The following is a 15,526-nucleotide window of genomic DNA, read 5'->3' on the forward strand; positions in this document are numbered from 1 at the left end:
CTCGTACGTAAGTACGGGCTTTTTTTTCGTCTATTGCACGCCACCGGGGGGATGAGAAGCCCCGACCGGGGGTCGACAACTGGCGTCAGCCAGTTGGACAGATGACGAGCCTGCGAGGAGTCTGCCCCGACAAAATTGCCGGGAGCAATTTTGAACAGCGTTTACGCTGGCCCCGCAGGGGCGAGGCCCAGGGACGGGCCGAGTAACGGCGAGCGCAGCGAGTCAATCCCCCCCTCACCGCCATATTTTAAGAAGAGCTCATACGCAGGTACGGGCTTTTTTTTCGCCTATTGCACGCCACCGGGGGGGATGAGAAGCCCCGACGGGCCGAAATAGAGTCACGGCGCGGCCATCCTTCTCGCTACATATCATTCACCGCCATTTTATGACCGCCCTCACCCCTGCACATCGCCCTTCACTTCATCGCAGCGCGAAAGAGCAACCTCGGTTAACGATATGACGCGGTCGTACTTCACCAATAAATTTATAAACGACAAAGAGAGAACGACCAGACCGATATAGCCATATGCCAGCCCCATAACCCAATCATGACCTGCTACAGGTTTTGCTAACGTAATAACCATAGAGATTATCCCTGGCAGAATACCAAGTTTATCGACGGGGCCGACAATAAGATTGATTCTTTTACTCAGAAACTCACGTTCGTGCTTTATCTCGAGCAGCCCCAACTCCAGGGTAGGCTTGCCTAAGCGTACAAAATCCGCAAGAAAACGCTCGTCGGTTAAGGCCTCTTTTTTAATATTTTGTTCTACGCTGGCGCTGAGCGGCATGGTGAAGAAGTATTTTATCGTGTTTCGCTGCTGGTAGATTTTAATGATTGGCATGAGAATCAGCACTACATAGGAAAGTGCTATGAGTACGATCGACAAATCAATAAGCCAGCGGCCTGAGGGCTTGATCAGCATATACCCGCCCATTGCGCCAAAGGAAACCAGAACCATCCCCACTAACCCGATAAATAGCCACCGGTCAGATTTACTATTATCGCCGGCGAGTAATTTGTTTTTTAAAGCCGCTTCATGCGACTTAAGCAATTCAATATAGTTCAGCAAACCGCTGTTATTTTCATTCATAGCGCACTCCTGCTAAAGGTGATAAAAGAGCCTGAAACACTATCCACGCTAATGATAAACTGCCGAAGCGTTACCACTCACTATCCAGGAAGGAATATGAGCACTATTGCCGTTGTTGTTCTGACTTACGTTAAACCGCTTGAAGAAGTAGATGCCCAGCTTGCCGAACACGTGGAATGGCTTAAGCAAGGGTATGCTGAGGGAATATTTCTCGCGTCGGGGCGTAAAATCCCCAGGTCCGGCGGCGTGATTCTGGCTAAAGGCGATGATATGGCTGCGCTGCAAAATCGGTTAAGCCTGGACCCATTTCAGCAATCTGGCGTGGCGAAGGCCGATATCATTCCCTTTGAAGCCACGATGACCAGCCCTTCACTGCAGGCCTTGCTGTAATTAAGCAAAAACAAAGCCCGGTTTCCCGGGCTTTGCAGACTAAGAAACTATCAGTAGTAGGCTTTCAACGCGCGCTGGCAAAGCATTGAACGCACGCAATCGTCCGTCGTAAAGCGCACGATCCCCACCATTTCATCTTCCTCAAAACGCGCCAGCGCATCGGCCAGACCCGACGGCACGCCTGAAGGTAAATCGCACTGGGTGATGTCACCGTTGACGATAACCGTCACGTTCTCCCCGAGGCGGGTCAAAAACATCTTCATTTGCGCCGCGGTCACGTTCTGGGCCTCGTCCAGAATCACTACCGCATTTTCAAATGTACGTCCGCGCATATAGGCGAACGGCGCGATTTCCACCTTGCCGATTTCCGGGCGCAGGCAGTATTGCATAAAGGAAGCCCCCAGCCTCCTCACCAGCACGTCATAAACCGGGCGGAAATAGGGAGCAAACTTCTCGGCGATATCTCCCGGTAAGAAGCCGAGGTCTTCGTCGGCCTGCAGAACGGGACGGGTAACAATAATTCTGTCCACATCTTTATGAATCAGGGCTTCAGCAGCTTTCGCCGCGCTAATCCAGGTCTTACCGCACCCGGCCTCGCCCGTGGCAAAGATCAGCTGTTTATTGTCGATGGCGTTCAAATAATGCGCCTGAGCCTCATTGCGCGCTTCAATTGGCGATAGATCGCGGCTATCCCGCGCCATGCCAATTGCTTCTACGCCACTCATTTGCACAAGCGATGTGACCGATTCTTCTTCGCGCTGCTTATGGCTTCGCGAATCCTGTCTCAGCACACGTTTGGCCTCACGACGAGCTCTGGTCACTGCTTTTTGTCTTCCCATGGATAGCACCTTGCGTTGTTGGTTTACATCACACGCGTCACGTTCGACGCGATTATGCGCACTAACGATTGAGGTTTGGCTTCCTTGTAAGCCATTGCTTGCCTGACGAATTGGCAGAGGGTCACGGCTACGCGCACCGATAACCTTGCCTGGGTTCAGATATTCTGTGATAGAGGGGGATGATTTGGCGGTGAGAAAATCGCGGCCGGAAGTGGGGCTTCCGTGCTGATGAGTACGGTATCGGGTTTGACGTTTTCCGTTACAGCAATCGGGCATTCGCGATCTCCATAATGAAACGATACTGCTGCCGAGAACTACCGCGTCTGTAATAAGTACATCAGAAATAATTCTAAGCGCAACTTATTTTTCACATACAAACAACAAATAATTCTCATGGCGGCTCGGAAGAGTTTCCGACTATAAGATTACAGAAAAATGAAACAAGGCAGGAAATACAAAAAATGAATGGAAAAACAGCAGAAAACGCCCTGCCCCGGAGGGCAGGTACGTCAGGCTTCGACTAACGATTGACCGAGGTAATGTTGAGGGTCAACAGCCCCCGGCAGAACAAAAAAGTATCCGCCGCCAATCGGCTTCACGTACTCTTCCAGGGCTTCTCCGTTCAGCCGCTTTTGCACCGTCAGGAAGCCTTTTTCCAGATCGTGCTGATAGCAGACAAACAGCAGCCCCATATCCAGCTGGCCGGAATTCGTGACCCCCAGCGAATAACTGTATCCCCGACGCATCATCAGGCTGGAGGCCGTTTCCGGAGTGCGCGGGTTGGCCAGCCGAATATGACTGTCGAGCGCAATGATTTCGCCGTCAGGATCGTTACGGTAATCGGGCACATCATGCTCGTGCTCCATCCCCAGCGGCGCTCCGGTCAGTTTGTCGCGGCCAAAAATGGTCTGCTGCTCTTTCAGCGGCGTGCGGTCCCAAAACTCAACGTGGAACTGAATAATCCGCGCCGCCTGGTAGCTACCGCCCGTCGCCCATGCTGGTTCCCCCTGGTCGGCGGTTACCCACACCACCTTGTCCATTAACGCAGTATCCGAACTCAATGGATTCGCGGTGCCGTCTTTAAAGCCCAGCAGATTCACCGGCGTCTCTTTACCCTTGCTGCGCGCGGCGCTATCGGAGATGAAGCCCTCCCGCTTCCAGCGCACGCTGAGTAAATCCGGCGTGTGTTTAATCACATCCCGCAGCGCGTGGATCACCGTATCCTGGGTATTGGCGCAAATTTGCAGCAACAGATCGCCGTGACAGAGCGTCGCATCGAGCGAGTCGTTAGGAAAACGGGTCATTTTTTGCAGCTTCTTCGGCGCATGGCTGGCCAGACCGAAGCGTTCGTCAAACAGCGAATGCCCCACCGAAACGGTTATCGTCAGGTTATCCGGGGCGATCCACGGCCCAAGAATGCCCGAGTCCATCGGCGGCAGCCGCGGATTCGGCGTCTCCGGCGCGGGCCCGCCCTTAGTCAGAAAGGCGATCCGCTGGGTCAGCAGACGAAACAGCCTTTCCAGATCCGCTTTATCACCGGCGAGGACATCAAATGCGACGATCATCATCGATGCCTGCTGCGGCGTCAGCACGCCGGCCTGGTGCAAACCATAAAACGGCTGCGCTTCCATGCGCGCATCGGGGGAGACCGTACCCGGTGAGCTTTTCTCTTTTGCCGCATGCGCCACCGGGCAGCCACCGGTCAAGGCCAGCGCGCCGCCAAGCGCGCCGATCCCTTTGAGTAACCGCCGACGCGACGGTTCATTGATAGGGTATTTTTGCTCTGCCATCGACTTAATCCAGACCGAGGATCCCGCGCAGTTGGGCCAGATCTTCCGCAAGGGTGGTGATCGGGCCTTTCAGCGCGTTACGATCGGCATCCGTCAGTTTGTCGTAGGTCTCAAAACCCTCTTTGGTGCGGTATTTACCGAGGATGGCGTCAACTTTCTTGAAGTTGGCATCCACTTTTGCCAGCAGCGCGCTGTTCTCTTTTTGTAGTTGAGGACGCAGCAGGTCGACGATTTTCTGCGCGCCGTCAATGTTGGCCTGGAAGTCCCACAGGTCGGTATGGCTGTAGCGATCTTCTTCACCGCTGATTTTGCTGGCCGCCACTTCTTCAATCAAACCGGCTGCGCCGCCAACCACTTTTGACGGCGGGAACGCCAGCTCGCTGATGCGTTTTTGCAGCTCAATAACGTCAGCGTGCAGTTGATCGGCGTATTTATCCATGCCTTTGACGCTGTTATCGCCAAACAACGCTTTTTCCAGCCGGTGGAAACCGGTGAATTTTGGATCTTCGGCTTTTTTCTCGTAGTCATCCTCGCGGGCGTCAATGCTGCCATCAAGGTCAGAGAACAGCTCAGCGATCGGCTCGATACGTTCATAGTGCTGACGCGTTGGCGCATACAGCGCTTTAGCTTTCTCAACATCGCCTGCTTTCACCGCATCGGTAAAGGCTTTGGTGCTGATCACCAGTTGCGCAGTCTCGGCGCTAACCCAGGCTTTATAGGCGGTAATCGCTTCGCCGAGGCTAAGCAGCGCATCGGCTTTCGCGGCACCCTGGGTCGCCTCTCCGGTCACCGTCAGTTTGCCTTTCGGGTTAGTCAGCAGGCCGCAGGTCATATCATATTCACCCGGCTGCAGGTTTGCCGTCAGCTTTTGCGTAAAGCCGGGGGCGATATTCTCGCGCTCTTCAACCACCATCACGCCTTTCAGGATCTCCCATTCCAGCGCTTTCTGGCTGTGGTTCTGAATGATGAACTGAGTTTTACCCGCTTTGACGGTGACGTTCATTGGCTCGCACTGTTTGTCAGTAACGGTAACTTTTACCTGCGGAATATCGGCCGCCTGGGCGTAAATTGCAGAGCTGAATAGCGCGGCAACGGTAAGCTGCAGCGCAGTGCGACGAAAATGATTCATCATGATGACCATCCCTTTCGATAAGTATGTTGTAACTATTTGAATTCGCGATGCCCGACTACGCGGCTCGGGATGCGGTGGTGTTATTGCCCGACGGCAGCGCGAACAGCACCAGCGCCGGAACCAAATAGATAAAGTAGACAGCCACTTCGCTGATAGTCGGCGTTTCCTGATAGCCGAAAATCCCCTCCAGCAGCGTCCCGAAGAGCGTATGCGTCGAAATCACGTTGCTGAGATCGAAGGCGACGTCCTGAAAATGGTTCCACAATCCGGCTTCATGGAAAGCGCGAATAGCCCCGGCCGCCAGACCTGCGGCAACCAGCAAAATAAACAGGCTGGTCCATTTGAAAAAGACGCCGAGATTCATGCGGATACCGCCCCAGTAGATCAGGAATCCTAAAACGATTGCCGTTCCCAGCCCAAGCATCGCTCCGATGGGCGGCCAGATACCCACATCCTGCTGGAACGCCGCCAGCAGGAAGAATACGGACTCCAGACCTTCGCGAGCGACGGCGAAAAACACCATCATCACCAGCGCCCAGCCATGGTGGTTGCCGCGCTGAAGCGCATTATCGACCGCCTGTTCAAGCTGCTGTTTGACGTTGCGCGACACTTTGCGCATCCAGAAGACCATCCAGGTCAGAATACACACCGCCACCACCGCCACGATGCCTTCGAATAATTCCTGCTCGCGTTGCGGGAATTCGCCGGTCGTTTCGTTGATAAAGATCCCCAGCCCCAGGCACAGCGCCGCCGCCAGGAAAACGCCAATCCACATAACGCTAATCCAGTTCCCGCGCTGGGTGCGTTTCAGATAGCTGGCAATCAGGCTGACAATCAGCGCGGCCTCGAGGCCTTCACGTAACATGATGAGAAATGGGACAAACATACCAAAACCCTTAAATGTGAACCGCAGTCAATTGATGCAAAGTTAGGTAAATATTTCTGATAGTGATTATCATTACAATAATCAGAAACACAAGTGAAATGTGTAGGGAATGATGACGATTTGTAAATTAATCGCTAACAAATAATGAGCTACGGAATTATTTCTCTGCCTTAAGCCATCCCTGCAGGATAAGGGGATTTTTTGCGCCGGATATTTACCCGGCCGAAGAGCTGTGGCTAAATGGCGGCCTTATTTACTGCGAAATGAACAACATGACTCAATTCCTGCACTTCCTGCTGGCGCTGGCGGTTATCCTCGCGCTCGCCTGGCTTGCCAGTTACGACCGTAAAAAAATCCGCATTCGCTATATTATCCAGTTAATTATTATTGAAGTTGCGCTGGCTTTCTTTTTTCTCCACGCCGAAAGCGGCCTGTGGCTAGTGAAAAATATCGCATCCTTTTTTGAATCACTGCTCGGCTTTGCCGCCGAAGGCACCAACTTTGTATTTGGCGGCATGAGTGAAAAAGGGCTGGCGTTTATTTTCCTTGGCGTGCTGTGCCCCATTGTCTTTATCTCCGCGCTCATCGGTATTCTTCAGCACTGGCGTATTCTGCCGATTTTTATTCGTCTGATTGGTACCCTGCTATCAAAAGTTAACGGTATGGGTAAGCTGGAATCTTTCAACGCGGTCAGTTCGCTGATCCTCGGGCAATCAGAGAACTTTATTGCCTATAAGGGCGTGCTCGGCGACCTCTCTTCGCGCCGCCTGTTCACCATGTCGGCCACCGCAATGTCGACGGTTTCGCTGTCCATTGTCGGCGCTTATATGAGTATGCTCGACGCGAAATATGTCGTTGCCGCGCTGATCCTGAATATGTTCAGCACTTTTATTGTGCTGTCGATCATTAATCCGACGCGACCAGGCAGCGAGGAAGAGATCAAGCTTGAGAAGCTTCATGAATCGCAGAGCTTCTTTGAAATGCTCGGTGAATATATTCTGGCCGGATTCAAAGTCGCCATGATTATTCTGGCGATGCTGATTGGCTTTATCGCCTTAATTAGCGCCATTAACGCGCTCTTCGCCACCCTGTTTGGCCTGAGCTTCCAGCAGATACTCGGCTATGTCTTCTATCCGCTGGCGTGGCTGATTGGTATCCCGCTAAGCGATGCGCTGAACGCCGGCAGTATTATGGCGACTAAGCTGGTGGCCAATGAATTTGTCGCCATGATTGAGCTACAAAAAGTCGCTGCCAGCATGACGCCGCGCGGGCTGGGTATCTTATCAGTGTTCCTGGTCTCCTTCGCCAACTTCGCTTCTATCGGCATCATCGCCGGGGCGATTAAGGGTCTGAACGAGCAGCAGGGGAATATCGTTTCCCGCTTTGGCCTGCGGCTGGTGTATGGCGCAACGCTGGTCAGCCTGCTCTCCGCCAGCTTTGCTGGTCTGGTACTGTAACCGCAGTTATTGCCTGTGATCCCGGGGGCGGCGCAGAGCGCCTTGCCCGGGCTGGCAGCTCGTACGAGCTGAGGTTGCGTAGCCCGGGTAAGGCGTTAGCCGCAACCCGGGTCTTTCATCAGATGCCAATTAAAAGTGCACGCAGACCGGCTGGTCAACGCGCATGACCGACTCCTGTGCAAAGCGCGATTTATAGGTATTGCGCAGCGCCTCAATCCCCTCTTCGCTCTTCGCATCTTTGCCATGGATCAGCATCAGCGCCTTGCTCTGCTCGCGCGCCACGGTTCCGTCATTGCCGAGCCACTGACCGCGCGCGTCAAAGACCGTCAGGCCATCGCGAAAGCGCGTCGTCACGTCGCGATCAACGAACTGCTGCCACTCCTGGGCGGTAATGTCCTTCCCGACCGGACGGCTTAAGCCAAAATAAAGCGTGGTTTGCACCATGGCGTTATCCGCCGGGCAGGCATCAGCATCCGCCGCCGGGGCCATCTTCGCGGCGGGCGCTACGCAGCCGCTTAAAATCCCTGCCAGTACTAACGCCATCGCACCCTGTTTGACACTCATCTTGCTACCCTCATTGATATTTATGCTCAGATATCAGCGTATTTTCAATCGATTAGCAAGAGGCACAAACAATAAAGCCCGCATGATGCGGGCTTGATGATGCGACAGAGCATTACTCGGCGGTCGCGCGCACCGGCGGCGCGGAGTGGTAATGGGCGTCCGCTTCGGCAAAGCGTTTTTGCATCTCTGCGGAAGGCGCTTTACCCAGCAGGCTGAAGACCACAATTCCGATGCTACCGAAAATAAAGCCCGGGATAATTTCATACAGGCCCAGCCAGGCGAACTGTTTCCAGACAATCACCGTGACGGCGCCGATGATCATCCCGGCCAGCGCGCCGTTACGCGTCATTCGCGACCACATCACCGAGAACAGCACCACCGGACCAAACGCAGCGCCGAAGCCGGCCCAGGCGTAGCTCACCAGCCCCAGCACACGGTTCTCCGGGTTCGCTGCAAGGGCAATGGAGACCAGCGCCACGGCCAGCACCATAAAGCGGCCAACCCATACCAGCTCCTGCTGACCGGCATTTTTACGCAAAAACGCTTTATACAGATCTTCGGTGATGGCGCTTGAGCAAACCAGCAGCTGGCAGCTCAGGGTCGACATGACCGCCGCCAGGATCGCCGACAGCAGAATCCCGGCAATCCACGGGTTGAACAGAATCTGCGCCAGTTCGATAAAGACGCGTTCAGCGTTCTGATTAACTGCGCCCGCCACGCCCGGGTTGTTGTTGAAGTAAGCGATGCCGAAGAAGCCAACGGCTACGGCCCCCGCCAGGCAGAGGATCATCCAGGTCATGCTGATACGACGGGCGTGTACGATGCTATGGTGCGAGTCCGCCGCCATAAAGCGCGCCAGGATATGCGGCTGGCCAAAATAGCCCAGCCCCCAGCCCATCAGCGAAATAATCGCCACGAAGTTCAGCCCTTTCAGCATATCAACGTTCTCAATGCTCTTTTGCTTGATAACTTCCAGCGATTCGCCAAAGCCGCCGACCGAAATAATCACCATGACCGGCGTCAGGATCAGGGCAAATATCATCAGGCTGGCCTGGACGGTATCGGTCCAGCTCACCGCAAGGAAACCGCCGACGAAGGTATAAATAATGGTTGCCGCCGCGCCGGCCCACAGCGCGGTTTCGTAGCTCATGCCAAAGGTGCTTTCAAACAGACGCGCTCCGGCCACAATACCGGATGCGCAATAGATGGTGAAAAATAACAGAATCACCAGCGCCGAGATAATTCGCAGCACCCGGCTTTTATCTTCAAAACGGCCGGTGAAATAATCCGGCAGCGTCAGCGCGTTATTATTCACCTCGGTGTGTACCCGCAAACGCCCCGCCACCAGCTTCCAGTTAATCCATGCGCCTAGCGTCAGGCCAATGGCAATCCAGCTTTCGGAAATCCCGGAGATAAATATTGCGCCGGGCAGCCCCATCAGCAGCCAACCGCTCATATCTGAAGCGCCGGCGGAGAGCGCGGTGACGAATGGGCCAAGGCTGCGGCCGCCGAGAATATAATCATCAAAGTTCTTTGTCGAACGCCAGGCAATAAAACCGATGAGTACCATGCCAAAAATATAAACAATAAAAGTCACCAACATGGGTGTGCTAATAGCCATGTAAAAATCTCCAGAATTTTTTGTCGACAGCGTCCAGATTTGTCGTTTTATCCACTACCGGAACGGGGCAATGGCCTATTGGTTGTATTGGGCGACCGTATCCTGACGGAAGCTTTGTTTTTTCACAAATGATTTAACACAGCATTTACACTAAATGCATCGGGGACCAAACTTCATTTTGTAATAGGTTGCACTCTCTCACGTTTTTATCGGTTGCACCACGTAAAAGTGTTAAGTCACGCAGATAAAACCCCAAATATAAAGGGAATGAATAGCTGCTATTAACGCCATACAATTTAACAATTACGGCAATTTCAGGCCTGCAGCACAATTCTCAATTAACAAGGTTGCACAAAGTTGCAACATGGTAGATATTTCTACGCAACCTCATCACTGCACAGAAGCGAACTTCGCCAAATCAATCACTCGGCGTCCGGGCGGCAAATTTATCAGCATCCGGCGACATAGTTAACCTTGTGGCCGGAGCGTGGTAATGCAGCCAATAAAGAGGCGGGTTGAAGGATAAAGCGAATGACCAATAACAGGAGTTCCTGACATGGGCACCACCACCATGGGTGTAAAACTTGACGACGCGACGCGCGAACGTATTAAATCCGCGGCGAGCCGTATTGACCGTACGCCGCACTGGCTGATTAAGCAGGCCATTTTCAATTATCTGGAAAAGCTGGAAAACGACGAGACGCTGCCTGAGCTACCGGCGTTACTTTCCGGCGCGGCTAACGAAAGCGATGAAACGGGCAGTCCGGGCGATGAGCCCTGGCAGCCGTTCCTCGAATTCGCTGAGCAGATCCTGCCGCAGTCCGTCTCCCGCGCGTCAATTACCGCCGCCTGGCGTTGGGCCGAAACCGACGCCGTGCCGATGCTGCTGGAGCAGGCTCGCCTGCCGCAGAATCTCGGCGAGCAGGCCCACAAGCTGGCATATCAGCTGGCGGAGAAGCTGCGCAACCAGAAAACCGCCAGCGGCCGCGCAGGAATGGTGCAGAGCCTGCTGCAGGAGTTCTCGCTCTCGTCGCAGGAAGGCGTGGCCCTGATGTGCCTGGCGGAGGCGCTGCTGCGCATTCCCGACAAAGCCACCCGCGATGCCCTGATCCGCGACAAAATCAGCAACGGCAACTGGCAATCGCATATCGGCCGCAGCCCCTCGCTGTTCGTCAATGCCGCCACCTGGGGGCTACTGTTTACCGGCAAGCTGGTCTCAACCCATAACGAAACCAGCCTGTCGCGTTCGCTGAACCGTATTATCGGCAAGAGCGGCGAACCGCTGATTCGTAAAGGCGTCGATATGGCGATGCGCCTGATGGGCGAGCAGTTCGTCACCGGCGAAACCATCGCCGAAGCGCTGGCCAATGCCCGCAAGCTGGAAGACAAAGGCTTCCGCTACTCCTACGATATGCTGGGAGAAGCGGCGCTGACCGCCGACGATGCCCAGGCCTATATGGTTTCCTATCAGCAGGCTATTCATGCCATAGGCAAAGCCTCGAACGGCCGGGGTATTTATGAAGGGCCGGGCATTTCGATTAAACTCTCCGCGCTGCATCCGCGCTATAGCCGCGCCCAGTACGATCGCGCGATGGATGAGCTTTACCCGCGCCTGAAATCGCTAACCCTGCTGGCGCGCCAGTACGATATCGGTATCAACATTGACGCCGAAGAGGCCGATCGTCTGGAGATCTCGCTCGATCTGCTGGAAAAACTCTGCTTTGAGCCGGAGCTGGCGGGCTGGAACGGGATTGGCTTTGTGATCCAGGCCTATCAGAAACGCTGCCCGTTTGTCATTGACTACCTGATCGACCTGGCTACCCGCAGCCGTCGCCGCCTGATGATTCGTCTGGTAAAAGGCGCCTACTGGGATAGCGAAATCAAACGCGCGCAGATGGACGGGCTCGAAGGCTATCCGGTCTATACCCGCAAGGTTTATACCGATGTCTCCTATCTGGCCTGCGCGAAAAAGCTGCTGGCGGTGCCGAACCTGATCTATCCGCAGTTCGCAACGCATAACGCCCACACCCTGGCAGCGATTTATCAGCTCGCCGGACAAAACTACTACCCCGGTCAGTATGAGTTCCAGTGCCTGCACGGCATGGGCGAACCGCTGTATGAGCAGGTGACCGGCAAAGTCGCCGATGGCAAACTCAACCGTCCCTGCCGTATTTATGCGCCGGTGGGCACCCACGAAACGCTGCTGGCCTACCTTGTGCGTCGCCTGCTGGAAAACGGCGCTAACACCTCGTTCGTGAACCGCATCGCCGACAGCACCCTGCCGCTGGATGAGCTGGTTGCTGACCCGGTCGCCGCCGTGGAAAAACTGGCCCAGCAGGAAGGTCAGGTTGGCCTGCCGCATCCGAAAATCCCGCTGCCGCGCGATCTCTACGGCAAGGGGCGCAGTAACTCAGCCGGTCTGGATCTGGCCAACGAGCATCGCCTGGCCTCCCTCTCTTCCTCGCTCTTAAACAGCGCGCTGCATAAATGGCAGGCGCTGCCGATGCTGGAACAGCCGGTTGCCGAAGGCGAAATGCAGCCAGTCATCAACCCGGCGGAGCCAAAAGATATCGTCGGCCACGTGCGCGAAGCCAGCGAGGCTGAAGTTCAGCTGGCGCTGACCAGCGCGGTCAACAACGCGCCGATCTGGTTCGCCACCCCGCCGCAGGAGCGCGCGGCGATCCTCGAACGCGCTGCGGTACTGATGGAAGGCCAGATGCCAACGCTGATGGGTATCCTGGTGCGCGAGGCGGGAAAAACCTTCAGCAATGCCATTGCCGAAGTGCGTGAAGCGGTGGATTTCCTGCACTATTACGCAGGCCAGGTGCGCGCGGATTTTGATAACGAAACCCATCGTCCGCTCGGCCCGGTAGTGTGTATCAGCCCGTGGAACTTCCCGCTGGCAATCTTTACCGGCCAAATTGCTGCCGCGCTGGCGGCCGGCAACACCGTTCTGGCGAAACCCGCGGAACAGACGCCGCTGATCGCCGCTCAGGGCGTCGCTATCCTGCTGGAAGCGGGCGTACCGCCGGGGGTTATTCAACTGCTGCCGGGCCGCGGAGAAACCGTCGGTGCGGCGCTGACTTCCGACGAGCGCGTTCGCGGCGTGATGTTCACCGGCTCAACCGAAGTCGCCACGCTACTGCAGCGCAATATCGCCAGCCGCCTGGATGCTCAGGGTCGCCCGACGCCGCTCATCGCTGAAACCGGCGGCATGAACGCGATGATCGTTGACTCTTCCGCCCTGACCGAACAGGTGGTGATCGACGTTCTTGCCTCGGCGTTCGACAGCGCGGGACAGCGCTGCTCTGCGCTGCGCGTGCTCTGCCTGCAGGATGATATCGCCGACCATACGCTGACGATGCTGCGCGGCGCGATGGCCGAGTGCCGGATGGGCAATCCGGGCCGCCTGACTACCGATATCGGGCCGGTTATTGACGCCGAAGCCAAAGAGAACATTGAGCGCCATATTCAGACGCTGCGCGCCAAAGGGCGCAAAGTCTTCCAGGCGGTGCGCGAAACCAGTGAAGATTCGCGCGAGTGGACCAGCGGTACTTTCGTTCCACCGACGCTGATCGAACTCGACAGCTTCGACGAGCTGAAAAAAGAGGTCTTCGGCCCGGTGCTCCACGTGGTGCGCTATAACCGCAACGAGCTGGACGGGCTGGTTGAGCAGATCAACGCCTCGGGTTATGGCCTGACCCTGGGCGTGCATACCCGTATCGACGAAACCATCGCCCAGGTCACCGGCAACGCCAACGTCGGCAACCTGTACGTCAACCGTAATATGGTTGGCGCCGTGGTCGGCGTGCAGCCGTTCGGCGGCGAGGGCCTATCGGGTACGGGTCCAAAAGCCGGCGGCCCGCTGTATCTGTACCGACTGCTCTCCAGCCGGCCGCAGAACGCCGTCGGGATCACCCTCGCCCGCCAGGATGCGGAGTACCCGCTGGACGCGCAGTTGAAAACGCTGTTGGAGAAACCGCTGCTCACGTTACAGCAGTGGGCTAAAGACCGCCCGGAACTGCAGGCCCTGTGCCAACAGTTCAGCGAACAGGCGCAGGCCGGTACCCAGCGTCTGCTTCCGGGCCCAACCGGTGAGCGCAACACCCTGACCTTTATGCCGCGCGACCGCGTGCTGTGCGTCGCCGATAACGAGCAGGACGCGCTCACCCAGCTGGCGGGCGTGACCGCCGTGGGGTGCGAAGTGCTGTGGCCTGACGCGCCTCTGCAGCGCGAGCTGGCGAAAAAACTGCCGCGCGAAGTCAGCGAACGGATCCACTTTGCCAAAGCGGAAACCCTGGCGAGCGAGCCTTTCGATGCGGTTATCTACCACGGCGATTCCGATCAGCTGCGTGAGCTGTGTGAACAGGTAGCGGCGCGCGATGGTGCGATTGTTTCGGTGCAGGGCTTCGCCCGCGGCGAGAGCAATCTGCTGCTGGAGCGGCTCTATATTGAACGTTCGCTCAGCGTCAATACCGCCGCAGCCGGCGGCAACGCCAGCCTGATGACGATTGGCTAAGCCTGCTTCCCGGGTTGCGGCTGATGCCTTACCCGGGCTACCCAACCACAGCCCGCACTATCAGTAGCCCGGGCAAGGCGCTCCGCGCCGCCCCCGGGAAAGCAGACGGCACAACGTCAGCTAATGACACCAGACGCAGGCTGTGGTTAATTAAGGCTCCCGGACGGGAGCTTTTTTTATGGGAGTTGACCAATGAAACGCACTTTACTCGCTTTTGCCGCGCTGCTGGCAAGCACCCATGCGCTGGCGGACGAATGTAGCAACGCCAGCAATCAAACGGAAATGAACCAGTGCACCGCCGAGCAGTACCAGGCTGACGACAAAAAATTAAATGAAACGTATCAGGAAGCGCTGAAGCGCGCCTCTGAAAAACAGCAGGAACTGCTGAAAAAAGCGCAGCTGACGTGGATTGCCCTGCGCGACGCCGACTGTCAATTCCTCGCCTCCGGCGCAGAAGGCGGCAGCGTACAGCCGATGCTGATCAACCAGTGCATGTCCGATAAAACCGTCGAGCGCGAGTCGTATCTCGCTTCGCTGCTGCAGTGCGAGGATGGCGATCAGAGCTGCCCGCTGCCGCCCGCCAATTAACGCACCCGAATCCCTTCGATAATCATCCGCTGGACGTTATCGACGGTTTGCTGAAAAAACGCCTCATCGCGCAGCGTCGCGCCGGTTACCGCCTCAACCTGAGTGGCGAAATCGGCGTAATGCTGCGTAGTCGCCCAGATCATAAAGATCAGATGCTGCGGGTCGACGGGCGCCAGCCTGCCGCTCTCAACCCAGCCGGAAATAATCGCCGACTTCTCATCTACCAACGCTTTCAGATCGCCGGTCAGCTCGCCCATCAGCAGCGGCGCACCTTGCAGCATCTCCAGACAAAACAGCTTTGACGCCTGCGGGTGATCGCGGGAAACCTCCAGCTTAAGGCGAATATATTCGCCGATGGCCACCAGCGGACTGATGTCTTCACGAAACGCCTTGAGCGGCGCCAGCCAGATAGCCAGGATCTGCTGCAGCACCGCGATATACAGCGCTTCTTTCGAGGGGTAGTAATAGAGCAAATTGGTTTTCGACACCCCGGCCAGCTCGGCAACCTGCTCAAGCCGCGTGCCGTGAATGCCATACTGCGAGAACGCGTCCAGCGCGGCAGCCAGAATAGCCTCTTTTTTTGCGCTCACCGCCTGTGAACGTTTGCCGATCTTTTTCACGCCGCCCTGTGCCATGCATTATCTCC

General features: G+C 56.1%; 12 protein-coding genes. 4 read left to right on the forward strand and 8 right to left on the reverse strand.

Features of this window, described 5'->3' with window-relative positions; genetic code table 11:
• Positions 1-395: 395 nt before the first annotated feature.
• Positions 396-1,094 carry a hypothetical protein gene (locus ABLV75_RS06865; RefSeq protein WP_004101005.1) on the reverse strand — a complete coding sequence of 233 codons (699 nt, stop codon included), beginning with the start codon at positions 1,092-1,094 and terminating at the stop codon, positions 396-398.
• A gap of 96 nt (positions 1,095-1,190) precedes the next feature.
• On the opposite strand from ABLV75_RS06865, the gene ABLV75_RS06870 reads away from it, so the two are divergent.
• The gene (locus ABLV75_RS06870; RefSeq protein WP_348854909.1) at positions 1,191-1,484 is read left to right on the forward strand and encodes a YciI family protein; all 294 of its coding nucleotides are present in this window, start codon (positions 1,191-1,193) and stop codon (positions 1,482-1,484) included.
• 50 nt (positions 1,485-1,534) lie between these two features.
• Here ABLV75_RS06870 and phoH read toward each other — a convergent pair whose 3' ends face one another.
• The 4 genes from phoH to efeU form a co-directional block, all read right to left on the reverse strand.
• Positions 1,535-2,323: a phosphate starvation-inducible protein PhoH gene (phoH, locus tag ABLV75_RS06875; protein WP_032704643.1), complete on the reverse strand. Its 789-nt coding sequence runs from the start codon at positions 2,321-2,323 to the stop codon at positions 1,535-1,537.
• Between the two features lie 509 nt (positions 2,324-2,832).
• Entirely contained in the window at positions 2,833-4,113 is a 1,281-nt protein-coding gene (efeB, locus tag ABLV75_RS06880) for an iron uptake transporter deferrochelatase/peroxidase subunit (RefSeq protein WP_004101000.1), read from the reverse strand.
• A gap of 4 nt (positions 4,114-4,117) precedes the next feature.
• Positions 4,118-5,245 (reverse strand): iron uptake system protein EfeO, encoded by a 1,128-nt coding sequence (efeO, locus tag ABLV75_RS06885; protein WP_004100998.1) that lies wholly within the window; start codon positions 5,243-5,245, stop codon positions 4,118-4,120.
• Between the two features lie 55 nt (positions 5,246-5,300).
• A complete protein-coding gene (gene efeU, locus ABLV75_RS06890; protein ID WP_004100994.1) occupies positions 5,301-6,131 on the reverse strand; it encodes an iron uptake transporter permease EfeU in 831 nt (276 codons plus the stop codon).
• Between the two features lie 272 nt (positions 6,132-6,403).
• Here efeU and ABLV75_RS06895 point away from each other — a divergent pair, with 272 nt between their 5' ends.
• Positions 6,404-7,588, forward strand: a complete 1,185-nt coding sequence (locus tag ABLV75_RS06895) for a nucleoside transporter C-terminal domain-containing protein (protein ID WP_004100992.1) — start codon at positions 6,404-6,406, stop codon at positions 7,586-7,588.
• Between the two features lie 129 nt (positions 7,589-7,717).
• On the opposite strand, the gene ABLV75_RS06900 is transcribed toward ABLV75_RS06895, so the two are convergent.
• Positions 7,718-8,152 carry a DUF3574 domain-containing protein gene (locus tag ABLV75_RS06900; protein ID WP_032734361.1) on the reverse strand — a complete coding sequence of 145 codons (435 nt, stop codon included), beginning with the start codon at positions 8,150-8,152 and terminating at the stop codon, positions 7,718-7,720.
• 112 nt (positions 8,153-8,264) lie between these two features.
• On the reverse strand, positions 8,265-9,773 hold the full coding sequence (gene putP / locus ABLV75_RS06905; RefSeq protein WP_004100988.1) for a sodium/proline symporter PutP: 1,509 nt from the start codon (positions 9,771-9,773) through the stop codon (positions 8,265-8,267).
• Between the two features lie 556 nt (positions 9,774-10,329).
• On the opposite strand from putP, the gene putA reads away from it, so the two are divergent.
• The gene (gene putA / locus ABLV75_RS06910; protein ID WP_004100986.1) at positions 10,330-14,292 is read left to right on the forward strand and encodes a trifunctional transcriptional regulator/proline dehydrogenase/L-glutamate gamma-semialdehyde dehydrogenase; all 3,963 of its coding nucleotides are present in this window, start codon (positions 10,330-10,332) and stop codon (positions 14,290-14,292) included.
• A gap of 192 nt (positions 14,293-14,484) precedes the next feature.
• Positions 14,485-14,880 carry a lysozyme inhibitor LprI family protein gene (locus ABLV75_RS06915; protein WP_004100983.1) on the forward strand — a complete coding sequence of 132 codons (396 nt, stop codon included), beginning with the start codon at positions 14,485-14,487 and terminating at the stop codon, positions 14,878-14,880.
• Here ABLV75_RS06915 and rutR read toward each other — a convergent pair.
• Complete coding sequence (rutR, locus tag ABLV75_RS06920) at positions 14,877-15,515, reverse strand: HTH-type transcriptional regulator RutR (protein WP_004100981.1); 639 nt, start codon at positions 15,513-15,515, stop codon at positions 14,877-14,879. The genes ABLV75_RS06915 and rutR overlap by 4 nt on opposite strands.
• Between the last annotated feature and the right edge of the window lie 11 nt (positions 15,516-15,526).

This window comes from Klebsiella sp. CN_Kp066, from assembly GCF_040065135.1.
GTDB lineage: Bacteria > Pseudomonadota > Gammaproteobacteria > Enterobacterales > Enterobacteriaceae > Klebsiella > Klebsiella oxytoca.

Excerpts from the sequence above, each read along its gene's own strand:
- ABLV75_RS06865 (WP_004101005.1), bottom strand. The coding sequence starts at position 1,094 with ATGAATGAAAATAACAGCGGTTTGCTGAACTATATTGAATTGCTTAAG.
- ABLV75_RS06870 (WP_348854909.1), top strand. The coding sequence starts at position 1,191 with ATGAGCACTATTGCCGTTGTTGTTCTGACTTACGTTAAACCGCTTGAA.
- phoH (WP_032704643.1), bottom strand. The coding sequence starts at position 2,323 with ATGGGAAGACAAAAAGCAGTGACCAGAGCTCGTCGTGAGGCCAAACGT.
- efeB (WP_004101000.1), bottom strand. The coding sequence starts at position 4,113 with ATGGCAGAGCAAAAATACCCTATCAATGAACCGTCGCGTCGGCGGTTA.
- efeO (WP_004100998.1), bottom strand. The coding sequence starts at position 5,245 with ATGATGAATCATTTTCGTCGCACTGCGCTGCAGCTTACCGTTGCCGCG.
- efeU (WP_004100994.1), bottom strand. The coding sequence starts at position 6,131 with ATGTTTGTCCCATTTCTCATCATGTTACGTGAAGGCCTCGAGGCCGCG.
- ABLV75_RS06895 (WP_004100992.1), top strand. The coding sequence starts at position 6,404 with ATGACTCAATTCCTGCACTTCCTGCTGGCGCTGGCGGTTATCCTCGCG.
- ABLV75_RS06900 (WP_032734361.1), bottom strand. The coding sequence starts at position 8,152 with ATGAGTGTCAAACAGGGTGCGATGGCGTTAGTACTGGCAGGGATTTTA.
- putP (WP_004100988.1), bottom strand. The coding sequence starts at position 9,773 with ATGGCTATTAGCACACCCATGTTGGTGACTTTTATTGTTTATATTTTT.
- putA (WP_004100986.1), top strand. The coding sequence starts at position 10,330 with ATGGGCACCACCACCATGGGTGTAAAACTTGACGACGCGACGCGCGAA.
- ABLV75_RS06915 (WP_004100983.1), top strand. The coding sequence starts at position 14,485 with ATGAAACGCACTTTACTCGCTTTTGCCGCGCTGCTGGCAAGCACCCAT.
- rutR (WP_004100981.1), bottom strand. The coding sequence starts at position 15,515 with ATGGCACAGGGCGGCGTGAAAAAGATCGGCAAACGTTCACAGGCGGTG.